This is a genomic window from Mycobacterium sp. E802, from assembly GCF_001666875.1.
Taxonomy (GTDB): domain Bacteria; phylum Actinomycetota; class Actinomycetes; order Mycobacteriales; family Mycobacteriaceae; genus Mycobacterium.
In genome coordinates, this window is record NZ_LZJD01000023.1 from 1 (window position 1) to 21186 (window position 21186).

Annotated in this window: 22 protein-coding genes and 1 pseudogene; 10 read left to right on the forward strand and 13 right to left on the reverse strand. The window is 65.6% G+C overall.

The genetic code is table 11. From position 1 onward, the window contains the following. The 6 genes and pseudogenes from A5699_RS03525 to A5699_RS03550 form a co-directional block, all read right to left on the reverse strand. A pseudogene (locus tag A5699_RS03525) lies at positions 1–222 on the reverse strand (IS1634 family transposase); the annotation flags it as partial. Positions 223–462: 240 nt separating this feature from the next. Further along, positions 463–1341 (reverse strand): alpha/beta fold hydrolase, encoded by an 879-nt coding sequence (locus A5699_RS03530; RefSeq protein ID WP_067765453.1) that lies wholly within the window; start codon positions 1339–1341, stop codon positions 463–465. Position 1342: 1 nt separating this feature from the next. Then, entirely contained in the window at positions 1343–3013 is a 1671-nt protein-coding gene (locus A5699_RS03535) for an acyl-CoA synthetase (protein ID WP_067765456.1), read from the reverse strand. Next, positions 3010–4218 carry a cytochrome P450 gene (locus tag A5699_RS03540; RefSeq protein ID WP_067765459.1) on the reverse strand — a complete coding sequence of 403 codons (1209 nt, stop codon included), beginning with the start codon at positions 4216–4218 and terminating at the stop codon, positions 3010–3012. Before A5699_RS03540 ends, A5699_RS03535 begins: the two co-directional genes overlap by 4 nt. A 19-nt stretch (positions 4219–4237) precedes the next feature. Continuing rightward, positions 4238–5383, reverse strand: coding sequence for a thiolase family protein (locus A5699_RS03545; RefSeq protein ID WP_067765462.1), 1146 nt, complete (start codon positions 5381–5383; stop codon positions 4238–4240). A gap of 32 nt (positions 5384–5415) precedes the next feature. Beyond that, positions 5416–6120, reverse strand: a complete 705-nt coding sequence (locus tag A5699_RS03550; protein WP_067765465.1) for an NIPSNAP family protein — start codon at positions 6118–6120, stop codon at positions 5416–5418. Between A5699_RS03550 and A5699_RS28920 the strand changes: the two genes are divergently transcribed. From A5699_RS28920 to A5699_RS03575, 7 genes are all read left to right on the forward strand, one after another. Further along, on the forward strand, positions 6119–6274 hold the full coding sequence (locus A5699_RS28920; protein ID WP_157561064.1) for a hypothetical protein: 156 nt from the start codon (positions 6119–6121) through the stop codon (positions 6272–6274). The genes A5699_RS03550 and A5699_RS28920 overlap by 2 nt on opposite strands. 141 nt (positions 6275–6415) lie before the next feature. After that, positions 6416–7069 carry a TetR/AcrR family transcriptional regulator gene (locus A5699_RS03555; RefSeq protein ID WP_082957553.1) on the forward strand — a complete coding sequence of 218 codons (654 nt, stop codon included), beginning with the start codon at positions 6416–6418 and terminating at the stop codon, positions 7067–7069. 89 nt (positions 7070–7158) lie between these two features. Then, positions 7159–7803: a nitroreductase family protein gene (locus tag A5699_RS03560; protein ID WP_067765472.1), complete on the forward strand. Its 645-nt coding sequence runs from the start codon at positions 7159–7161 to the stop codon at positions 7801–7803. Continuing rightward, complete coding sequence (locus tag A5699_RS03565) at positions 7797–8237, forward strand: limonene-1,2-epoxide hydrolase family protein (protein WP_067765475.1); 441 nt, start codon at positions 7797–7799, stop codon at positions 8235–8237. Before A5699_RS03560 ends, A5699_RS03565 begins: the two co-directional genes overlap by 7 nt. Then, positions 8234–8410, forward strand: coding sequence for a hypothetical protein (locus A5699_RS28925; protein ID WP_157561065.1), 177 nt, complete (start codon positions 8234–8236; stop codon positions 8408–8410). Before A5699_RS03565 ends, A5699_RS28925 begins: the two co-directional genes overlap by 4 nt. A gap of 8 nt (positions 8411–8418) precedes the next feature. After that, positions 8419–10623 carry a molybdopterin-dependent oxidoreductase gene (locus A5699_RS03570; RefSeq protein WP_067765478.1) on the forward strand — a complete coding sequence of 735 codons (2205 nt, stop codon included), beginning with the start codon at positions 8419–8421 and terminating at the stop codon, positions 10621–10623. Then, on the forward strand, positions 10620–12059 hold the full coding sequence (locus A5699_RS03575) for an aldehyde dehydrogenase (RefSeq protein WP_067765481.1): 1440 nt from the start codon (positions 10620–10622) through the stop codon (positions 12057–12059). Before A5699_RS03570 ends, A5699_RS03575 begins: the two co-directional genes overlap by 4 nt. 56 nt (positions 12060–12115) lie before the next feature. Here A5699_RS03575 and A5699_RS03580 read toward each other — a convergent pair whose 3' ends face one another. Beyond that, complete coding sequence (locus tag A5699_RS03580; protein WP_067765484.1) at positions 12116–13147, reverse strand: LLM class F420-dependent oxidoreductase; 1032 nt, start codon at positions 13145–13147, stop codon at positions 12116–12118. Positions 13148–13261: 114 nt separating this feature from the next. Between A5699_RS03580 and A5699_RS03585 the strand changes: the two genes are divergently transcribed. Further along, positions 13262–14047, forward strand: a complete 786-nt coding sequence (locus tag A5699_RS03585; RefSeq protein WP_067765486.1) for a coniferyl-alcohol dehydrogenase — start codon at positions 13262–13264, stop codon at positions 14045–14047. Positions 14048–14158: 111 nt separating this feature from the next. On the opposite strand, the gene A5699_RS03590 is transcribed toward A5699_RS03585, so the two are convergent. The 5 genes from A5699_RS03590 to A5699_RS03605 all read right to left on the reverse strand — a co-directional run bounded on the left by A5699_RS03590 (position 14159) and on the right by A5699_RS03605 (position 18209). Next, positions 14159–15394: a cytochrome P450 gene (locus A5699_RS03590; RefSeq protein WP_067765489.1), complete on the reverse strand. Its 1236-nt coding sequence runs from the start codon at positions 15392–15394 to the stop codon at positions 14159–14161. Positions 15395–15412: 18 nt separating this feature from the next. Then, on the reverse strand, positions 15413–16198 hold the full coding sequence (locus A5699_RS03595) for a PaaI family thioesterase (protein ID WP_067765492.1): 786 nt from the start codon (positions 16196–16198) through the stop codon (positions 15413–15415). Beyond that, the gene (locus A5699_RS28930) at positions 16195–16350 is read right to left on the reverse strand and encodes a hypothetical protein (RefSeq protein WP_157561066.1); all 156 of its coding nucleotides are present in this window, start codon (positions 16348–16350) and stop codon (positions 16195–16197) included. The genes A5699_RS03595 and A5699_RS28930 overlap by 4 nt, the downstream gene beginning before the upstream one ends. A gap of 266 nt (positions 16351–16616) precedes the next feature. After that, positions 16617–17762, reverse strand: a complete 1146-nt coding sequence (locus tag A5699_RS03600; protein WP_067765495.1) for a thiolase family protein — start codon at positions 17760–17762, stop codon at positions 16617–16619. A gap of 15 nt (positions 17763–17777) precedes the next feature. Beyond that, positions 17778–18209 carry an OB-fold domain-containing protein gene (locus A5699_RS03605; protein ID WP_157561067.1) on the reverse strand — a complete coding sequence of 144 codons (432 nt, stop codon included), beginning with the start codon at positions 18207–18209 and terminating at the stop codon, positions 17778–17780. Positions 18210–18275: 66 nt separating this feature from the next. Here A5699_RS03605 and A5699_RS03610 point away from each other — a divergent pair, with 66 nt between their 5' ends. Further along, positions 18276–18794 carry a VOC family protein gene (locus tag A5699_RS03610; RefSeq protein ID WP_067765501.1) on the forward strand — a complete coding sequence of 173 codons (519 nt, stop codon included), beginning with the start codon at positions 18276–18278 and terminating at the stop codon, positions 18792–18794. Between the two features lie 3 nt (positions 18795–18797). Here the strand turns inward: A5699_RS03610 and A5699_RS03615 are convergent, their stop codons facing one another. Further along, a complete protein-coding gene (locus A5699_RS03615; protein ID WP_067765561.1) occupies positions 18798–19514 on the reverse strand; it encodes an enoyl-CoA hydratase/isomerase family protein in 717 nt (238 codons plus the stop codon). A gap of 58 nt (positions 19515–19572) precedes the next feature. On the opposite strand from A5699_RS03615, the gene A5699_RS03620 reads away from it, so the two are divergent. After that, entirely contained in the window at positions 19573–21144 is a 1572-nt protein-coding gene (locus A5699_RS03620; protein ID WP_067765505.1) for an AMP-binding protein, read from the forward strand. Positions 21145–21186: the final 42 nt, after the last annotated feature.

A 21186-nucleotide genomic window follows, 5' to 3' on the forward strand; every position in this document is an offset into this window, starting at 1 on the left:
AACCATATGGGCCCGAACGGCTTTCGGGGTGATCCCCAGATCTAACTCACCCTGGGTGTCATCGGCCAGCAGCCGGCGGGCCTCCTCGATGAGCAGACCCAACTCGGCGTCATCACGCGCAGAGCCCACATGACGAACAATCCGGCGGCGCCCGTCCACGGATTCGGCGATCTGGACCGCCGTCGCGCCCGAGGCCGTGCGCACTCGCCGAATCCAGACCATCCAGGCAGCCTACTGATCCAAATTAGTGCCTAGCAGGTGCACTAAGCTAAGGCATCACCGCAGGTCAACGCGCCGCCGCTCTCGAAAACAGGCCAAAGTGACCCAACTCGGGTCGGAACCGGACAAACGGGTGCCACCTGTCGCCTGCAGGTAACCTACGATTCGGGTAGCACGGAGTTGCCCGCGGGTTGTCGCTCAAACTGCCCTTGCAGGATTCCGAGGTGCGTCAACGAGCGCCGATCAGCTGTTCCTGGTCGAATCGAGAAAGTCCACAATGGGTGGGGCTGCCAGGTGCCACGGTTCGAACAGCGTGAATTCCGTGCTGCCCGAGGCCAGCATCTTCTCAACGCCGCGTTCCCATGCATCCTCGGGCCACGGGGGCTCGATCAGCACCGAACCCTCGATCAGGCAGTTGACCTCCAGAGACGTGCGCTTGGGGTGATCGTGATCGCCCTTGCCGCCCCGGATGATCAGGGTGGGCACTCGAACAGCGGCGAACATGGTGTCGGGGATTCCGGGCAGTGTTTGGCCGGGCTTGGGAACGAAAGCATTCAGCCAGGTCAGCATCAGCTGAACGAATTCGTCTGCATCCCAAGACAACAGGCGCTGCTCGTTGGCGGGATTGTCGCGCACTCGCTCCTGCCACTCAGGTACCGTGAGGAGTCCCTTGGTGCCGAGTCCGCGTACAGCGTGCAGGCTGGGCAGCACATAGACGGCGGCCAGGTTGATGGTGCCATAGACCCCGCCGACGATGTTCCAGACGGCCAGCTTGCTCACCATCTCGGGATGCAGCATCGCCATCAGGATGGAATCCCGCGCCCCGCCCGATCCACCGGCCAGCACACATGGCCCGATGCCCAGGTGTGACAGGAGATCGTGCAGGGTGGCCACGCGCATGTGTGATTCCGATTCGCCAAAGAACTGGACGTCGGAGGCTCCGCAGTTGGGGCGGTCCCACAGCAGCACCCGGTGCCCGCCGGCCACCAGCTGTTCGGCCAGCGGTCTCAGCCCATATACATCTTTGCCGAACCGGCCACCGGGCGTGAGAACAATGAGTTCGCCTGCGGTTCCCAGTATTTCGTAGACAACGATGCCACCATTGATGACGGCGTGCGGCATGTCAGTTCCCCTCGGCGCTGGCGCTCACCTGTAAACGTGCCCAGCGATAGTCGGGCTTGCCGGCCGGGCTGCGCACGATGGTAGGCACGAAGACGATGGCCTTCGGCAGTTTGTACCGCGCGATGGTCGTCGCGCCGTGCGCGGTCAGCTCCTCGGGGGTGGCCGCAGCGCCGTCGGTCACCGCGACAACCGCAACCACCTCCTGGCCCCATGTGGGACTCGGCCGGCCGACCACCAGCACATCGGACACCGCTGGGTGCGAGGCGATCGCCATCTCGACCTCCTCGGCGAAGATCTTCTCGCCCCCGGAGTTGATGGTCACCGAGTCGCGGCCCAGCAGCTCGATGGTGCCGTCGGCCAGGTGGCGGGCACGGTCGCCGGACACCGAGCACCGTTCGCCCTCGATCACGGGATACACCGCAGCCGTCTTCTCGGCGTCACCCTTGTAACCCAGTGGGACACTGCCCCGTTGGGCCAGCCAGCCGATGCCGTCATGACCGGCGGTGACGAATGCGGTCTTGTCTTCCGCGACCACGCAGGTGCCGGTCCCGGGGACGAAGATGCCCGTGCTGACCGCGCCCAAGGTGGACAGGTGCTGCATCTGCATACCCGTCTCCGAGGAGCCGACGCCGTCAGCAACCAACAACCCGGGATGGGAGTCGATCAACCGTTGTTTGATTGCCGGGGACAGCGGGGCGCCGCCGTTGGCCCAAATCTTCAGTGCCGACAGGTCGTGTTTGCCGGATTGCATGGCGGCCAGGAACGGGCGGGCCATCGCATCACCGACACCGGCGACGACCGGGATCCGCTCGCGTTCGATGGTGGCGGCCACCTCGTCGCCGTCGAGGCCTTCGACCTGCGCGGGAAAGACGAGGGTCTGACCGGTGATCAAAGACAGCATCGAGGCCCATTGGGCGGCGCCGTGCATCAGCGGTGGCAGCACAAGCATCTTGTTCTCCGGCTGCGCCGCGGCATTTTCGGCGATCTGTCGGTACGGCTGCGACGGGTCGTTGTCGGCGAACTGGCGGCCGCCGAAGCCCGCGATGAAAATGTCGTGCTGGCGCCACAGCACGCCCTTCGGCGCACCTGTGGTGCCGCCGGTATAGAGCACGTACAGATCGTCGGGAGAGTGCTCGACGTCGGGGCCCTCGGCGGCGCCGTCGGTCACGATCGACTCATAGTCGACGGCGCCGTCCAAAAGTTCATTGCCCGAGCCGTCGGCGATCTGGATGAGCACCCGCAGCGTGGGCAGATCACCCCGGATCTCGGCCACCCGGGGTGCGAACGCCGCATGGTAAAGCAGCGCCGTGGCGCCAGAATCGTTGAGCAGATAGGTCAATTCGGTATTGACGTACCGATAGTTGACGTTGAACGGGGCAACCCGGGCACGGAACGCGCCGAGCAGGCCCTCCAGGTACTCATTGCCGTTATAGGCGTAAATGCCCATCAGATCCTGACCGGCCTCGTGGCCGGGCAGGTCGCCGCGGTCGGTGTGCATACCGAGGCCCTGCCCGTGCAGGAATCGGGCCAGCCGCCGGGACCGTTCGGACATCTGGCGATGAGTGAACCGGCGCTCGCCCTGGACCACCAGGGTGCGATCTCCGATCGCGTCGGCGACGGCATCCACCACCCCGGTCATATGGAACTGGGCAGTGGCGATGGTACTGCTCATGCGGTCTCCAAGACCCGAACAGGGACACTTTCGTAGCCGGCGACGCTGGTCATCGCGACCCGCCGCAGGCTGTCGTGATCGACTTCGTAGCGCGGCATGAAGTCGAGCAGTCGGTCGATGGCGATCCGGCCTTCCATTCTCGCCAGCGCCGCACCGAGGCAGCTGTGAATGCCGTACCCGAAGCCGAGATTCTGGGCCTGGGACCGGTCACGGGTGATGTCGAAGCGGTCCGGCTCGGTGAAGGCCCGGTCGTCCCGGTTGGCCGAGGCCTCGATGAGCATCACCGCGCTGTCGGCGGGGATGGTGACCCCGTGTAGTTCCACATCGCGAGTGGCCGAACGCACCGCGTACTGTGCAGGGGCGTCATAGCGCAGCAGTTCCTCGACCGCCGCCGGGATCAGTTCGCGGTTGGCCCGCAGGGCTTGCCACTGGTCTGCGTGGCGGGAGAACATCACCGCCGCATTGCCGATCAGCTTGGTCACTGTCTCGGCCCCGGCGCCACCCAAAAGCACGGCGAATCCGGTGATCTCGACATCGTCGAGTTTCGTCTTACTGCCGTCCTCGCGATCGACCTCCACGGTGGTCAGCGCGGTGATCATGTCGTCCTGCGGCTGGGCGCGGCGCTGCTGGATCAGCTCGAAATACAGCATCCCGGTGTCCATCAGGGCTTGGCGACCCGCGTCGCTGATGCCCACCTGGCCGCGTTCCCGCCGCAAGGCGATGTCCTGCCAGATCCGGATCTGCTGGCGCTGTTCCACGGGCACCCCGAGCATGGCAGTGATGACCTCGACCGGGAACAGGGCGGAGAAGTCGCCGACGATGTCAAAGCTGTTCTTGTCGATCCCGGACAGGTAGCCGTCGATCAACTCACGGATGGTCGGCTCCATGGCGCCGATGGCCCGGGGCGTGAAGACCTTGTTCACCAGACTGCGCATCCGGCGGTGTTCCGGGGGATCCATCCAGATCATCGACTGTTCATGGGCGACGTTGCCCTGTTGAACCTCTTCGAGCGTCACACCTCTGGCCGACGAGAATGTTGCGTGATCTTTCAGCGCGGCGGCGACGTCGGCGTGCCGGGTCAGCGCGTAGAAGTCGTATTTTTCGCTGTAGTAGACGGGCGCTTCATCCCGCATGCGTTTGTAGGTCGCGTACGGGTTGTTGAAGTACTCGTCGGAGAACGGGTCGAAGATCAGGGCTGTTGTCATGTTCGGCCACTCCCTTGGTTCAGATCAGTTCCACGATCGTGGCATTCGCCTGGCCGCCGCCTTCGCACATGGTCTGCAGGCCGTATCGAATTCCGTTGTCCCGCATGTGATGGAGCATCGTGGTCATCAGGCGTGCACCCGAGCCGCCCAGCGGGTGGCCCAGTGCGATGGCGCCCCCGTTGGGGTTGAGGCGCTTCTCGTCGGCACCGATGTCCTTCAGCCAGGCCATCGGCACCGGGGCGAAGGCCTCGTTGACCTCGAAGACGCCGATGGCCTCGGGGCGTAGCCCGGCCTTCTTGAGAGCCTTTTCGGTGGCCGGGATCGGACCGGTCAGCATGATGATCGGGTCGACGCCGGCCAGCGTCGCGGTGTGGACGCGGGCCATCGGTTTCAGGCCGAGCGCGGCCGCCTTCTCCGCCGACATCACCAGTAGCGCGGCGGCGCCGTCGGAAATCTGCGACGAGTTCCCGGCGTGGATCACGCCGTCCTCTTTGAAAGCGGGTTTGAGCGATCCCATCTTCTCGATGGTGGTTCCGCGGCGGACTCCCTCATCGGTGGTGACAGCGTGCCCATCCTGGTCCACGATGGGCACGATCTGGTCGTCGAAGGCGCCGGAATCTTGTGCAGCCGAGGCCTTTTCGTGGGAGTTCAAGGAGAACTCGTCGACCATCGTGCGGTTGAACCCCCACTTCTCGGCGATCATCTCCGCGCCGATGCCCTGATTGGGATGGGTGCCGTAGCGGCCCATGAAGCCGGCGAAGAAAGGATTGCCGCCACCGGCCAGCGATGCGCCCATAGGCACCCGCGACATCGCCTCGACACCGCCTGCCACCACCACATCGCAGTGTCCCGCAGCGACACTGGCGGCAGCGAAATGCACCGACTGCTGACTCGACCCGCACTGCCGGTCGATGGTCACCCCGGCCACCGTGTCGGGCCAGCCCGCGCCCAGCAGTGCGGTGCGGGCGATGTCGAGGGCCTGATCGCCGGCCTGCATGACGCAACCCCAGATGACATCGTCGACGATGCCGGGATCCACCCCGGCGCGTTGCACCAGGCCGTTGAGTACCTGCGCGGAGAGTTCGGCCGGGTGGATCCCGGCGAGGGCGCCATTGCGCTTGCCAATGGGCGAGCGGACGGCTTCGACAATTACCGCTTCGGGCATCGGGTTCTCCTCAGTGATCGGACGGTGTGGCGCTAGGGCAGGGGGTGTGGCGGGAGGGCCTGCAGGATGGAGTCCTCCCAGCCGTCACGGAGTGCGGGCGCCACGCTCATCCAGGTGACGATCTCGGCCGGTGGGCTGTCCTTCCAGGACGGGTAGTGGTTCTCGAAGACGCGCCAGTCGCCGTCGAGGGCCCAGTAATGGATCACCTCGTTGAAACGGAATGTTGTGATGAACGAACCCAGCCACCGTTTGCCGGTGGATTCTGACCACGGCACGTAAAGGCGCTCCAGCTCGCGGATGTAGTCGTCCTGGCGGCCCGGCTTGGTCTCCATGATCTCCTGGATCACCATGCCCGCGCCGAAGCTTGCGTCTTTGAGCTGGGCCAGCGTCTTGTTGTACTTGCCGGCGTACATGATTCGGCCCTCGCCGGAGGCGCCTGTGCCAGCCAGGTACCGCTTCCACTGCCCAGCGACCTCTTCGTGGCTGCCGCCGCGTCCTTGCGCTCGCCCGATGCGGGCGTAGTCGGCGAAGGCGTCGATTTCCCAGATCATCGTGACCTGCGGCCAGTGTCCGTTGTAGGTGGTGGTCTCCCACAGCGAGAACAGTCGAGCCCCGAGCTGCTCCATCATCGGCTGGTACACCTCGGCGAACACCTCGGAGAATTCTCCGGCGCTACCGGAGCCCAACGAGATCGTCTCGTGGAGGTAGAGCAGTGTGTGGCCGTAGTACTTCTTCATGCTCATCGAGCAGTCAACTCCTGTGGTGGACGGCGATCTTTGCGGTGCAGGTCAGCCGGAACTCGCGATGAGCGTGACATTTCTTGCGAAAAATGTAAAGTGTCGATCGCGGCTGTCGGACGCCGGTCCCGCGGTCGGCAAACCGCGCAAGTGAACGGTCGAGATCGCTTGTCGCGCTGCACATCACCTCGGCGCGGTTCTCGACGTCGAGGGGCTTGCCGCAGGCTGGATGCGTCGACGGTCTGCCACATGACTCATTGCGGCTTGTTCGCGATTTCGCCGCTACCCTGGCCTGATGGTTGCCAGCCCAGCACGTCGTCGTGGGCCCCGCAGCGATGTCGATGCGCGTGGTCTGATTCTCGACACCGCGGAGCGAATGTTTGCGGAGATGTCGATCGGCGCGGTGTCGCTACGCGGCGTTGCCCGAGAAGCCGGCGTGGCGAACCGGGCGGTGGCCTACCACTTCACGAGCAAGCGCGATCTGGTTGCGGCTGTGGCGCATCGGCGTTCGCGCGAGATTTTCCCGGATACCGCCGAACGGTTACACGTTCTCGCGAAGGAGACGGATATCACGGTGCGCGATGTGGTGGAGGCGTTGGTCGCACCGCATGTCAGGCTCCTTGAGCTGGATCCGGTCGGCGGTCTGCGCTGGCTGAAAGTGATGACCCAACTGGCGCTGGACGACGATCCGATCTGGATACAAGAAATGGCGATGGAGCCGAGCCTGGCTGAGTTGTTCGTCGTTGCGGCACGCCGGGCGGTTCCGGATCTGAAGACGGCGAAGGTACGCCAGCGCACGACTCTGGCGATCTTTTCCATGATTTCGGCGCTCGCGGGATCCGATCTCGCCGCCTACGGGCGCCCGCTGACAGGCGAAGGGCTTGACCCGCAGTGGCTCGACCAGCTGATCGAGTTCACCTGCGGCGGCTTGCGCGGCAACAGTGCGTGAACGCGGTCTCGTACTTGACGCGAGTTTATGCAGCTGCATAATTTGTGATCAGCGACACTGTCGCACCCCCTCGCACGGAGAGATCAGAGATGACGCTGATGCTGTCGGCCGACGAATTGCTGACCACCACGCGGTCGGTGCGTAAACGCCTCGACCCGGATAAACCGGTACCCCGCGAAGTGCTGGTGGAATGCCTGGAACTGGCAGTACAGGCGCCCAGTGGGTCCAACCTGCAGGGCTGGCAGTGGATGTTCGTTGAGGACACGGCCAAGAAGAAGGCTTTGGCCGACATCTACCGCGCCGCATTCGACAACTACCTGCAGTTGCCGCGCCTGGAGTTCGAGCAGGGGGACAACCGTGGCGACCGAATGGATCGGATTGTCGATTCCTCGACCTATCTGGCCGACCACTTCCACGAGGTGCCGGTGATCATGGTCCCCTGTATCCAGGGCCGCGTCGAGACGGCACCCGAGATGGGCGCGTCGTTCTGGGGATCGTTGCTTCCCGCGGTGTGGAGCTATCAGCTGGCTTTGCGGTCTCGCGGCCTGGGCTCGGCATACACCACCATGCACTTATTCGGTGACGGTGAGCGTCAGGCGGCCGAGGTGCTCGGCATCCCGTTTGCCGAGTACAGCCAGGCCGGGATGTTCCCGATCGCCTACACCACCGGCACCGAGTTCCGGCCGGCCAAGCGGCTACCCTTCGAGCAGATCATGCATTGGGACCAATGGTGAACCGGTCCCCCCGCGAGACGGTCGAGCAGTTCCTCACTGCCTGCGAGGCAGAGGATTTCGAGACGATGTCGACCTACCTGGCCGACGACATCGTCTATCAGAACGTCGGGCTGCCAACGATCAATGGAGTCGACCGCACCATGAACTTCATGCGGCTGCTGTTCGGCAAACCCAATTCGCATTTCGGTGTGCGTATTCATCGCATCGCCGCCGACGGGGCCACCGTGCTGACCGAACGCACCGACGCCAGCATCGTCGGCCGCTTCACGTTCATCTTCTGGGTGTGTGGCGTGTTCGAGGTCCATGACGGTCGAATCACCCTGTGGCGGGACTACTTCGACTTCTTCGACATCACCAAGGGATTGGTTCGCGCGGTGATCGGCGCGGTCATCCCGGTGCGCCGTCCAGCGCTTGCCGACCGGGACAACGCATGACGACCGAAGATCGATCGCCACCGGCGGACCTCACCTTGGGTTTCGGCACCCACATCTGCCTGGGCAATCAGCCGGCCCGCCTCGAGCTCGCAGCGACGACCCGCAAGCTCATGGAGCGGTTGCCCGAACTGGCGATCGCCACCGATGACCCGCTGCCGTTGAGCCGGACATAGGAGTTGTCATGACGATCGAACAGCACGTCACGTACTGCCGGATCTGCGAACCGATGTGCGGGATCATCGCCACCGTCGAGAATGGCCGGCTCGAATCGATCCGGCCTGATCCCGACAACCCGCTGTCCCGGGGGCGGGCGTGCCCGCGAGGTATCGCCTTCAGCGAGGTGCAGAACGATCCCGATCGGGTGCTCTATCCCCTGCGCCGGCGGTCGGACGGGGCATTCGAGCAGGTCGACTGGGACACCGCGCTCGACGACATCGCAGCGCGACTTCAGCGCGTGCTCGGACAGCACGGTGGTGGCGCGATCGGTCAGTATTTCGGCAATCCGACCGCGTTCGGGTACGCCACCGGGCTGTGGTCGGGCCTGTTCCTGGCGAGGCTGGGATCGCACCACCAGTACTCGTCGTCCTCGCAGGACATCAACAGCAGGCTGGTGGCCAGCAAGTTCCTCTACGGCGCGGCGAGTCAGATCCCGTTCCCGGATCTGCTGCGCACCGACTTCCTGTTCATGCTCGGCGCCAATCCGCTGGTGTCTCACGGCAGCCTGCTAAGGGCCCCCCGGATCAAGGACGACCTCTCGGCCATCAAGAAGCGCGGCGGCCGAGTGGTCGTGGTCGATCCGCGGCGCACCGAGACCGCCCGCGCCCATGAGCATCTCGCGGTCCGGCCGGACTCGGATTCCTGGCTGCTGCTGTCCATGCTGCACGTGATCTTCGGTGAGAATCTGGCCGACGAGAGTGCACTGGCCGCCCAGACCGACGGATGTGACGACCTGCGCCGGATCGCCGAGAGGTTTCCCCCCGAGGCCACCCAAGAGCGCACCGGCGTGGACCCGACGGTATTGCGAAGCCTGGCGCGTGATTTCGCCGCGGCGCCAACGGCCGCGACGTACGGGCGGACCGGGGCGTGTCTGGGGCGGCACGGCACGCTGGTGTCCTTCCTCCTCGACGCGCTGGCCATCGTCACCGGAAACCTGGACCGCCCAGGCGGATTGCTGTTCGCCAAGGGTGTGGTTCCGCTTGAGGAGCTCGGCGAGCGGACCGGCAAACTCACCTATAACCAGGCCCGCTCCCGGATCGGAGACATGCCCGAGGTGATCAGCACCTTCCCGGCCGCGGTGATGGCGGATGAGATCCGCACCCCGGGCGAGGGGCAGCTGCGGGCGCTGTTCGTCACGGCGGGCAACCCGGTGCTGACCGTCCCGAACGGTCCAGACCTCGAAGCGGCGTTCGCTGAGTTGGATCTGTTTGTCGCACTGGATCTTTACGTCAACGAGACCAACAAGCATGCCGACTACATCCTGCCCAGTACCACGTTCCTGGAACGTGAAGACGTGCCCTTTGGCTTCGCAGCGTGTGCCCCCACCGTATTCATGCAGACCACCGCGGCGGTGCTGGAGCCCTATGGCGAGGCTCGCAACGAGTGGGAGGTCTTCGCCGACCTGGCCCGCCGGATGAAGCTGGCGATCTTTGCCACCGGCCCGCTGGAACGGCTGAACGGCGTGATGTCGTGGCTGGACCGGCGCGGGATCATGCGCCTCACGCCCCGGAAGATGATCGACCTGCTGATCCGCGTCGGGCCGTACGGTGATCGGTTCGGGTTGCGCCGGGGCGGGCTGAATCCGCGTAAGCTGCGCGAGAATCCGCACGGCATCGTTCTGGCTGAACATGCACCGACCGGAATCCTGGCAGAGACTGTCTGCCATCCCGGTGGCCGGGTCATGCTCGACGTGCCGGAGATCAACCAGGAGATCGGCCGGCTCGGTGCCAACCACCCGGATGACCCGAACTACCCGTTGATGGCGATCGGGATGCGCGAAATGCGTTCGCAGAACTCGTGGATGCACAACAGTCCCACGCTGATGAAGGGCGACCGGCGGCATCAGGCACGGATCAATCCCGAGGACGCCGCTGCCGCCGGAGTCACCGACGGCGGCCGGGTGCGGATCAGTTCCAGTGACGGCTCGATCGAGACCGACGTGGTGCTCACTGAAGATGTCAATGCGGGCACGCTGGCGATCCCGCACGGTTGGGGACACCGGGGCGGCTGGCAGTTGGCCAACCGCCTGTCCGGCGCCAATGTCAACGAACTGGCCTCGAGTAGGAGCGCCGACCTGGAGCGGCTTGCCGGTATGTCCGTGCTCAACGGTATCGCCGTGCGCATCGACGCAGTAACCAACGAAGCCACCAGAGGGGGGCGAGAAACTTGACGCGAGCAGACAATGAGATCTTCATCGATGGAGCCTGGCGGGCAGCCGAGGGTTCCGGGCGATTCGAGATCATCTCCGCTTCGACCGAGGAGGTCGTGGGTGCCGCGCCGGAGTGCTCACGCGCCGACGTCGATGCCGCGGTCGGTGCCGCGAAGCGTGCCTTCGACGACCCGACGGGCTGGGCCTACTGGGGTGCCGCTCGGCGGGCCGACGCGCTGGATCGATTCGCCGAAGTGATGGAGCGGCGCGGCGCCGAGATCGCCAACCTGGTCACCATGCAGAACGGCATGCCCACCACGGTGGCGGCCGGCAGCGAAGCTGTCGCACCGGCCGGGCTGCTGCGCTACTACGCCAAACTGATCCGCGAGCAGCCTGAGGTGCAAGAGCGCCAATCGAGCACCGGCGGAACGACTGTCGTGCGCCAGATCCCCCTCGGGGTGGTCGCCGCGATCGTGCCGTGGAACTTCCCGCAGACGCTGATCTTCTTCAAACTGGCCGCCGCACTGGCTGCGGGGAACACTGTTGTACTCAAACCCGCACCTGAGACAGTCCTGGATGCGTTGGCGGTCGCAGAGGCGGTCGACGAGGCAGGTTTGCCGCCGGGCGTGGTGAACGTGGTCACCGGTGGTCCCGCGGTAGGGGAGTACCTGGTCGGCCATCCCGGTGTCGACAAGGTTGCCTTCACCGGCTCGACGCGCGCCGGCCGCGCGATAGGCGAGGTCTGCGGCCGGCTGCTGCGGCCGGTCACCCTCGAACTCGGTGGCAAGTCGGCGACTCTGATCCTCGACGACGCCGATCTGCAGAGCCAGATTTTCGGGATGTTCCCCGCCACGCTGGTCAACAGTGGGCAGACCTGCATGCTCGGGACCAGGGTGCTGGCACCGCTTTCGCGGTACGACGAGGTGATCGATGCCTTCAAGGGCCTGATTTCAGCTCTGCCCCTGGGTGATCCGTACGATCCGTCGACGTTGCTGGGCCCGTTGGTCAGCGAGCGTCAGCGGGAACGGGTGGAGGGCTTCATCGCGAAAGGTAAGGACGAGGCGCGGCTGGTCTGCGGTGGCGACCGTCCCGTCGGCCTGGACAAGGGCTGGTATGTGTCGCCGACCATCTTCGCCGATGTCTCCAACGATGCGACGATCGCCCGCGAGGAGATCTTCGGTCCGGTGCTGTCGGTGATCCCGTACGACCATGAGAACGAGGCGATTCGGATCGCCAACGACTCTGACTACGGGCTCGGTGGCACCGTGTGGAGCGCAGATGCCGAGCGTGCCAAGGACGTGGCGTTCAAGATCCGGACGGGCACGGTCGGAGTGAACTTCTACAACATCGACTACGGCAGCCCGTTCGGAGGCATCAAAAGCAGTGGAATCGGACGGGAACTGGGGCCGGAGGGCCTCGCCGCCTTCCAGGCCCCGCAGTCCGTGTACCTGGGCTGAGTACGGCTGGAGGTGAAACGTCTGTGTGGTGCGGAGTTTCACCCCCAGCAGGTCGGCTAGAACAGCGCGGCGATCTCGCGGATCTGGTCAGCGGTGCGGCAGCCGACCACCATTGTGGTGACCCCGGAGGCCTCCCACATTCCGATCTGCTTGCGCACGTAGTCGGCGTCGCCGACGATGGCAGCTTCGTCGGCGAGCTCGTCGGGAATGATCTCGGCAGCCCTGTCCTTTTCGCCGCTGCGGAACAGCCGGCTCACATCGTCGATAACCTCGCCGTACCCCATCCGGCGGAACACATTGGCGTGAAAGTTGCTGTCTTCGGCGCCCATCCCGCCCAGGTACAGCGCCAGGTGCGGCTTCATCGCGGACAGCACCGCGGTGCGGTAATCGGTGATGACGACGTTGGCGCTGGCGCAGACCTCGAAGTCGGTACGGTTGCGGCGGGCTCCCGGCCGGGCGAACCCCTCATCAAGCCATTCGTTGTAGGTGTCGGAAAGCTTGGGGCTGTAGAAGATCGGCAGCCAGCCGTCACAGATCTCGGCGGCGAGTGCCACATTCTTGGGCCCCTCGGCGCCTAGCAGGATCGGCAGGTCTGCGCGCAGTGGATGGGTGATCGATTTGAGCGTCTTTCCCTTACCGGTGGTGTTCTCCCCGGTGAGCGGCAACGGGTAATGCGGCCCGGAGTTGCTGACCTTGCTTTGGCGTTCGAGCACCTGGCGGACGATGCCGATGTATTCACGGGTGCGAGCCAACGGTTTTGCGAACGGCTGCCCGTACCAGCCCTCGACCACCTGCGGACCGGAGACGCCCAGGCCCAGTACGTGCCGACCGCCGGACAGATGGTCCAGGGTCAGTGCGGCCATCGCGCACGCGGTCGGGGTACGTGCGGACATCTGCACCACCGATGTTCCCAGCCGAACTCGACGTGTCGCCGCACCCCACCAAGCAAGTGGGGTGTAAGCATCCGATCCCCACGCCTCTGCGGTGAAAACCGAATCGTATCCGGCGTTTTCCGCTGCCTGGATGAGCTCGGGAGCATTGGCCAACGGCTCAGCACCCCAGTACCCCAACTGCAGACCGAGTTTCATTTCTTGCCTCCGTGGTCGGTCCCGATTTCGTACGGGCGCAGTTTACAATTTTGCCGAAAAGTGTCACGCTGTGTCTGCTGCTTCGAGCGGTGAAATTCGAGAGGATCTCAAGCAATGGCAACGAAGTTGAAGGTTGTCGTCGTCGGTGCCGGCTCAGGCATCGGTGCGGCGACCGCCGAACTCCTGCACGACCGCGGTCATCATGTGGTGGCGGTCGACCTTCGGCAGGGGGAGGCCAGGGCGGCGGAGCGCCGGGTGTGTGATTTGCGTGATCCGGCCTCGATCCAGGATCTCGTCGAAAGCCTCGGCGATGGGTGGGATGTGCTCGCGCACGTCGCCGGCTTGCCTGGTACGGCACCGGCTTTGGACGTGCTGACGGTGAACTATCTGGGCTTCCGGCTGATGGCCGAGGGTCTGCTGCCCCGGATGTCGCGTGGTGGCGCGATCGTCGGCGTGGCGTCGACCGCGGGGATCGCCTGGCCCAACCGGATCGCTGCGCTCAGCGGGCTGCTCAGCGCCACCGATGCTGACGCCATTGCGGAATGGCAGGCGACCCAGGATCCGGCCTACCCGGTGTACAGCACCTCGAAAGAGGCCGCCATCATCTATGCCCGTCAGCTCGCGGCGACGGCATGGGAAGAGTACGGAGTCCGGGTCAACACCGTCAGTCCCGGCCCGGTGCACACGCCAATCCTCGAAGATTTCGAAGCGACCATGGGCAAGGACACTCTCGACTACGTCCGCAGCACGGTCGGGCGGCACGGCGATGTCAACGACATCGCCCCGGTGATCGCGTTCCTGAGCTCCCCGGAAGCGCGATGGGTCAATGGGCAGGACATCCAGGTGGACGGCGGATTCATCACCGGCGTCGCCGTGCAGATGGCCGCCGCGGGCGCATAGCGGAGCCCGCCGAACCGGCCGGAGAAGCGCAATGCCTGCGGCACTGTGATGATGCGCGAATCATGTTTGTCTCGGCGTGAACTCGGGGTTCAGTTTTCCTGTCCCGTACTACTAGCCCGAACTTCCTCGGGCGCTGAAACGCGCCGGCATGCGCTCGTGCCCGTACATCAATCCGACGTCGGGGTACGTCGGCGCCGCGGTCCTGTCGACCCGATAGTCCGGCATCCGGCGCAGCACCTCCCCGACCACGACGATGAATTCCAGCCGGGCCAGTGGAGCCCCGACGCAGCGATGGATGCCATGGCCGAATGCGATGTGCCGGTTCGGTTTTCGGTCGACCACGAAATCGTCCGGTCGTTCGAACACCGCCTCGTCCCGGTTGGCTGAGGCCCAGGGCAGCAAAATTCGGTCGCCGCGGCGGAAGGTGGTACCGCCAACGGTGACGTCTCCGGAGACGGTCCGGGCCGTGGCCTGAGCTGGGCTGTAATACCGCAGGAACTCCTCGCACGCGACGCCGATCAGCTCGGGATCCTCGATCAGCCGACGCCGGTCTGCGGGGTGCGTATCCAGGTGCAGAAACGCCGCCGACAGCAGCGACGTCGCGGTGTCCACCCCGGCGGCCAGCATGGTGTAGATGAGCTCGAAGACGTCGTCGTCGCTCAGGTACGAGCCGTCCTCCGCGGGCTGCATAAGGTACGAGATCAGGTCCTCGGCACCGGGATCCACGCGCCGGGCACCGATCTCGGTCCGGATCCGATCGAAAATCCAGGCGAAATCGGCCGACAGGGCCTCGAACGCGGGATGACCCGGTGCGCGCGGTGTGTACGTGGAAGCATGGATCGGGGTGGCGTAGCGCAACCAGTCCTCGGTTGGCAGTCCCAGGTACTCCAGCGTGGCGATGGCCGGTACCGGACTGCAGATGTCGAACACCAGATCACAGTGCCCCGCGTCGATCACCCGGTCGATGCAATCGGTGGTAATGGCACGCACCCGCGCCTCGAAGGCCGCCATCGGCTCCGGTTTGAACTTGGGGTTGACCCGCTTGCGCAGTCCGCGCCACTGTGGGTTGTCGGTCTCCGCCATGGACATCCGGGTGGCAGCGGGGTTATGGGGCAACGTAATCCCACCGCCCAGCCCGTCGCCACCGGGGAGCTCCAACGCGCTGGAGAACCGGTCGTGGTCGCCGGCGACCGCGGTGATGTCGGCATGGCGGGCGAGAGCGGTGAACCCGCCGTAGAGCTCGCTGTACACCATGCCGGTGCCGGCACGGATGTCGCGATAGGCCGATACCGGGTCGGCGGCGTGCATAGCGGAATGATGATCGAACTGATTTGGGGCGGTGGCCATGAATTCTCCTGGGCGACTTCAGCGGTACGCGGTGATCCTGGCGGTGATGGCAGGCCGGGCATCGGCGCCGATCGCGGTGCTGTCGGTGCTGCCGCTGCTGCGCCCCAATCGCACCGGACGGGCAGTGTAGTGCGACTCGGCGCCGGCCAGAAACGGGTAGCGGTAGGTGACCTGCATCGTCGCAGTGCGCAGGTTCGCGCCGCCGGTGGTGTGTAGCAACGCCGAGGACGCCAGCTCCAGTCCGGTTGCGGCGACACCGCCGTGCACCACCCCGAGCGGATTGTTGATCTCCGGGTGTGGGTCCTGCCGCAGCAGCGGCGGCCCGTCCGCGGCTGCGATCACGGACAGCGACATGATGGTCGCGAGGTCGCGAGGCTCTTCGTCGCGGGAGTGCAGGTCCAGATCATGGGACAGCTCGCCGTCTGGCGTGAAATGTACAGAACGAACCGTTGCAGTTCCGATAACGTTGTCTCCGTACGTGATCCGGCATTCGCTCAGCGAGGTGGCGGCCCGTCCGCCGATCGGAACCGCAGTGGCAATGGCAGGGATGTCCGGGTTGCCGGCGACGACCGCGTGCGCATCGGGGGTGAACTCGAGATTGAGTTCGCCTGTCACGGTCCACTCGCCGGTGCTGCGGCGGTGGTAGTTGACCAGACCTGCCGCGAAGTCGGCGAGCACGGCAAGGGGGCCGAGGGCGACCGCGTCGGTCACCGGGTTGCGCAGGTGCCCAAGCGGCATGGCGGCGACCACGAGTTCGGCGCTGTCGGTGTGCAGCGCGACACCGAACCGTCCCCACGGGGTCATCCGGGCGGGATGGCGTCGGCGGTCGCACGGACAGCTTGGACGCACACCGGGACTCGGCTGGTGTGCGCGGTGCCGCTGAGTCGCTCGAGTGTTTCTGGCCGGCCCGGATCGAGCGCGTTGACGTTGGCCTCACCGTCCATGATCGCGATCATCCGCACAGTGGTTCGCAGATGCTGCAGAAACTGGCATGCTCCGTCATCGCAGACTCCTCGCGGTCAGGTCGGGGGCTGGCATGTTGAGCCTGACACTTCTTCCAACATCTGTAAAGGCAAAGTCCCTGCGGTTCATCGTCTCCCACAACGGCGACCCGCAGTCACGGGAGGGGGCCGGACCGCGTACCGTTGAAACCAGTCAAGCCGCCACATTGAGTGGCGGCTTGACTGCGCGCTATTGCTTGCGCAGAGGAATCCCCGCGAGTCTAGAGCGACAGGATGGTCGCCGAAGCGGTCCCGGGGGCGCCGTAGACCTGGGCCAGGCCGACGCGCGGGTTGCCCGGCACCTGCCGGTCGCCGGCCTCACCGCGTAGCTGGCGTACCAACTCGTGCATCTGGCGCAGACCCGAGGCTCCGATCGGTTCACCGTTGGCGATCAGTCCGCCGTCGGTATTGATCGGGATCGAGCCGCCGATCTCGGTGGCGCCGTCGGCCAGCAGCTTCTCCTGCTCGCCGTCGGCGCACAGTCCCGTCTCGGCCATATGGATCACCTCGGCCCCGGCATCGGTGTCCTGAAGCTGGGCGACGTCGACGTCCTCCGGGCCGATGCCGGCGATCTCGTAGGCGGCCTTCGCCGCGTACACGGTCGGCGCCACGTCGGCTTCCGGGGGCGCGGAGGTGGCATGCACCTCGTAGGCGCCGAACGTCCGAGTGCGAATCTCGCTGGCGCGCACGAAGACCGGCTTGTCTGCGTACTTGTGGGCGATGTCGGCGCGGCACATGATCACCGCCGCCGCGCCCTCGTCGGGTGCGCAGAACATGTACTGGGTCAACGGATAGTTCAGCGCCGGTGAATTCAGGATCTCCTCGACCGAGATCTCCTTGCGGCGGAACGCATTCGGGTTCTTCGCGCCGTTACGGAAATTCTTGTTGGCCACCCGGGCCAGGGTCTCCTGGCTGATGCCGTGATCGTGGAGGTACTTGTTCGCCTTCATGCCGAAGAACTTGGTGGTGACGAACTGCCCGTTCTGGGCGTACCACTGGGGCAGGGCCAGCTTGGCGGGGTCGTCGGTGAACGCACCACGGGGATGCTTGTCCAGACCCACGGCCACGCCGATGTCGTACTTGCCGAGGCGGATCGTGTCGGCGGTCTGCTGGATCGCGCTGGCCGAGGTGGCGCACGCGTTGAACACGTTGGTGAACGTGATCCCGGTCAGTCCCACCAGACGGGTCACCGAGTCAGGATTCGACACCTCATAGCTTCCGCCGAACCCGAACTGGATGTCCTTCCACTCCACGCCGGCGTCGGCCAGGGCCAACCGGATGGCCTCGGCGCCCATCTGCACCGCGGGCTTGTCGAAGCGGCCGAACGGATGCAGGCCGACGCCGATGATGGCTACGTCGTTGGTCATGTCGTTGGCCTCTCTCTACACCGGCTGGAAGGCGAAGGTGACAACTTGGTTGCCGTCTTCATCGGTGGTGAACGGGATCATGGTCAGCTCGACCTCCTGGCCGAATTGCAGCTTGGCCGGATCGTTTTCGGTCAGCCGGCCTTCGACGCGGATGACCGGGCCGGTTTCGTCGGCGAGTTCGACCAGGCCGACGCCGAAGGGGACGAAGTCCTTGCCCGTCGGGCCGGCATACGGCGCGCCGGGCGGGAAGCCCTGCGTGGTCCACGCGACGACGGTGCCGCGGCGGGGCAGCAGGATGTCGGCCGTATCGGCGCTGCTGCATTTGGGGCAGTGGTCCTGCACCGGGAAGACGGCGGCCCCGCAGTTGCCGCATTTGCTGCCGATCAGCTGCGGGTTCTCGTCAGGCCAGGTGGAGATCTCGGGCGCCAGAGCGATCTGTGTTGACACGTCGCTGACGATAACTGGAAATGCGATTCTCGTCTAGTGAGAACCGGCTCTCGATAGGCTTTCGGGATGGCCCCCGTATTGCCCGGTGAAATTCGTCAGATCGGATATGTCGTCACGGATCTCGACGATGCGATCTCTCGATGGCTGCAGATGGGTGTCGGTCCGTGGTTCGTCATCCGTGACCTGCCTCAGCGCGTCACCTACCGCGGCCAACCGTGCGAGGTGCGGCTGTCGCTGGCACTGTCCAACAACGGCGACCTGCAGATCGAGTTGATCCAACAGCTCGACGACAGCCCGAGCATCTTCACCGAGTTCATCGCCGCCACCGGTGGCGGCTTTCACCAACTCGCCTACTGGGCAGACGATTATGACCAGGCCATGGCCGCCCTCGCCGCGGCCGGGTGGCCGCAGGTGTGGGCTGGGGGCGAGGACGGGGTGCGCTTTTCCTACTTCGAACCACCGATCGGCGCCGCGATCGTCGAGATCATGGAACTCACCGACGCCTCGGGTGGTATGGCCGCCTTCGTGCGCCAGGCGAGCGAGGGCTGGGACGGCAGTGATCCAGTCCGTGAACTGAGCGGTTGAGCCCTACTTCCCTTTGTTCATCACCTTGTCCGCGGCGGTCCAGTGCTCCTCGGAGCACCACAGCCGGGCGAAGGCGGAGACCGCCTCGGTGGTGGACACGCCGTTGACGACCCGCTTGACCTCACCGGCCTGACGCCGCGAGAGCAGCTGTGCCGTCGAGCGCCAGGTCTCGGCGAACTCGGCGCGGGGGACCACCTGGTCGATCAAGCCGACCTGTTCGGCTTCCCGGGCACCGAGGATCCGGCCGGTTCCGGCCAGCAGCAGCGCCCGGCTGCGTCCGACCAGATTGGCGAGCCGCTCGGCACCGCCCCAGGCCGGCATGATGGCCAGCGCCACCTGGTTGAAGCCGATCTTGATGTCGTCGGCGGCGATCCGGATATCGGCGGCCACCGCGACCTCGGCCCCGCCGCCCAGGGCGTGCCCGTTGAGCGCAGCGATGACCGGACCGTCGAAACCGGCGATGCGGTCACAGATCGTGCGCATACGCCAGGCCATCTCGGAGGCCTCGAGTTCGGTGCGCAACGCGGCTAGTTCCTTCAGGTCGCCCCCGGAGACGAACGCGCGATCACCGCCACCGGTGATGGCCAACGCCGACGCGCCGACGGCCCCGTCGAGCGCCTTGTTCAGCGCGTCCATGGTGTCCAGCGAGATGGCGTTGCGCGCCTGTGGCCGGTCGATCGTGATGATCGCCAGTTCGCCGTCGATTTCGAGGTCGACCATCAAACGTTCTCCAGTTTCGGGATTGGCATTCTCGTTTGGTGAGAATAGCATCATCGGTGTGCGCGACATCCCCGTTGAGCTGACCAAACGGTACGTCGAAGAAGGCTGGTGGCGACCCGAAACCCTGGGCCAGATGCTGGCCGACGGGCTCGCGGCCAGCCCCGATGCCGGCTTCTGCGTGCACTCGGCGACCCGTCCGTACGTGGGCACGTTCGCCGAGGTTGAGCACACCGCCCGACGGCTGGCTGCCGGGCTGCACGCCCGTGGCGTCGGCCCCGGCGACGTCCTGGCCATGCAGCTGCCGAACTGGATGGAGGCGGCCGCCACGTTCTGGGCGTCGGCGTTCCTCGGCGCGGTGACCGTGCCGATCGTGCACTTCTACGGGTCACGGGAACTCGGCCACATCCTGGCCACGGCGAAGCCGAAGGTGTTCATCACCACCGAGCAGTTCGGCCGCATGAGGTTTCAGCCGGACCTGTGCGCGGATGTACCGATCGTCGGCCTGGTCGACGAGCGCTCGCGCGAGGAGCGTGACGGGGGTCAGGCTTCCTTCGACGACCTCCTGGCCGACGAGCCGATGAGCGGCACCCTGACCGCCGATCCGGCGGCGCCGGCCCTGATCGCCTTCACGTCCGGGACCACCCGTGAGCCCAAGGGCGTCATCCACAGTCACCAGACGCTGGGCTTCGAAACCCGCCAACTCCTGGAGAACTACCCGCCGGACCGGGGACGACAACTCACCGCCACGCCCGTCGGGCATTTCATCGGCATGGTCGGCGCCTTCCTCATTCCCGTGCTCGAAGGCGCTCCGATCGATCTGTGCGACGTCTGGGATCCCGGCAAGGTGCTCGAGCTGATCGAGCGGGACGAGCTCTCGATCGGCGGCGGACCGCCCTACTTCGTCACCAGCCTGATGGACCACCCGAATTTCAACGACCGGCATCTGGCCCGGTTCACCACCGTCGGTCTGGGCGGCTCGACTGTGCCTGCCGCGGTCACCCGCAGGCTCGCCGATCTGGGCCTGTTCGTGTTCCGGTCCTACGGCAGCACCGAGCATCCCTCGATCACGGGGTCGGGCGCCTCGGCGCCGGAAGCCAAGCGCCTGTTCACCGACGGCAACGTACGGCCGGGCGTCGAGATCCGGCTCGGGCCCGATGGCGAGATCTTCAGCCGCGGACCAGATCTGTGTCTCGGCTATACCGACGATGCCCTGACGGCAAAGCATTTCGACGCCGACGGCTGGTATCGCACCGGCGACATCGGCGTGCTGGACGAGGACGGGTACCTGACCATCACCGACCGCACCACCGACCTGATCATCCGCGGTGGCGAGAACATCAGCGCACTCGAGGTCGAGGAGGTACTGCTCGGCCTACCCGACGTCGTGGAGGCGATCGTGGTCGCCGCGCCGGACGCGCGGCTCGGCGAGCGGGTGGCCGCAGTTCTGCGCCTGCGTGACGGCGGCACGATGCCGACCCTCGATCAGGTGCGGGCATATTTCGAAGCCACCGGGGTGGCGCGCCAGAAGTGGCCGGAAGAGTTACATCTGGCGCAGGACTTTCCCCGAACGGCCAGCGGCAAGGTGCAGAAGTTCGTCATCAGGCAGGAGATCGCCGCGATCGCACGGTGAGCACGCGTTTTGGTGCGCCGGGGCATTGCGGCGGCCAGCAAC

Bases quoted from the DNA above. Each gene is read 5' to 3' on its own strand.
- A5699_RS03530 (WP_067765453.1), bottom strand. From the start codon at position 1,341: ATGCCGCACGCCGTCATCAATGGTGGCATCGTTGTCTACGAAATACTG.
- A5699_RS03535 (WP_067765456.1), bottom strand. From the start codon at position 3,013: ATGAGCAGTACCATCGCCACTGCCCAGTTCCATATGACCGGGGTGGTG.
- A5699_RS03540 (WP_067765459.1), bottom strand. From the start codon at position 4,218: ATGACAACAGCCCTGATCTTCGACCCGTTCTCCGACGAGTACTTCAAC.
- A5699_RS03545 (WP_067765462.1), bottom strand. From the start codon at position 5,383: ATGCCCGAAGCGGTAATTGTCGAAGCCGTCCGCTCGCCCATTGGCAAG.
- A5699_RS28920 (WP_157561064.1), top strand. From the start codon at position 6,119: ATGCTCATCGAGCAGTCAACTCCTGTGGTGGACGGCGATCTTTGCGGT.
- A5699_RS03550 (WP_067765465.1), bottom strand. From the start codon at position 6,120: ATGAAGAAGTACTACGGCCACACACTGCTCTACCTCCACGAGACGATC.
- A5699_RS03555 (WP_082957553.1), top strand. From the start codon at position 6,416: ATGGTTGCCAGCCCAGCACGTCGTCGTGGGCCCCGCAGCGATGTCGAT.
- A5699_RS03560 (WP_067765472.1), top strand. From the start codon at position 7,159: ATGACGCTGATGCTGTCGGCCGACGAATTGCTGACCACCACGCGGTCG.
- A5699_RS03565 (WP_067765475.1), top strand. From the start codon at position 7,797: ATGGTGAACCGGTCCCCCCGCGAGACGGTCGAGCAGTTCCTCACTGCC.
- A5699_RS28925 (WP_157561065.1), top strand. From the start codon at position 8,234: ATGACGACCGAAGATCGATCGCCACCGGCGGACCTCACCTTGGGTTTC.
- A5699_RS03570 (WP_067765478.1), top strand. From the start codon at position 8,419: ATGACGATCGAACAGCACGTCACGTACTGCCGGATCTGCGAACCGATG.
- A5699_RS03580 (WP_067765484.1), bottom strand. From the start codon at position 13,147: ATGAAACTCGGTCTGCAGTTGGGGTACTGGGGTGCTGAGCCGTTGGCC.
- A5699_RS03585 (WP_067765486.1), top strand. From the start codon at position 13,262: ATGGCAACGAAGTTGAAGGTTGTCGTCGTCGGTGCCGGCTCAGGCATC.
- A5699_RS03590 (WP_067765489.1), bottom strand. From the start codon at position 15,394: ATGGCCACCGCCCCAAATCAGTTCGATCATCATTCCGCTATGCACGCC.
- A5699_RS03595 (WP_067765492.1), bottom strand. From the start codon at position 16,198: ATGACCCCGTGGGGACGGTTCGGTGTCGCGCTGCACACCGACAGCGCC.
- A5699_RS28930 (WP_157561066.1), bottom strand. From the start codon at position 16,350: ATGATCGCGATCATGGACGGTGAGGCCAACGTCAACGCGCTCGATCCG.
- A5699_RS03600 (WP_067765495.1), bottom strand. From the start codon at position 17,762: ATGACCAACGACGTAGCCATCATCGGCGTCGGCCTGCATCCGTTCGGC.
- A5699_RS03610 (WP_067765501.1), top strand. From the start codon at position 18,276: ATGGCCCCCGTATTGCCCGGTGAAATTCGTCAGATCGGATATGTCGTC.
- A5699_RS03615 (WP_067765561.1), bottom strand. From the start codon at position 19,514: ATGGTCGACCTCGAAATCGACGGCGAACTGGCGATCATCACGATCGAC.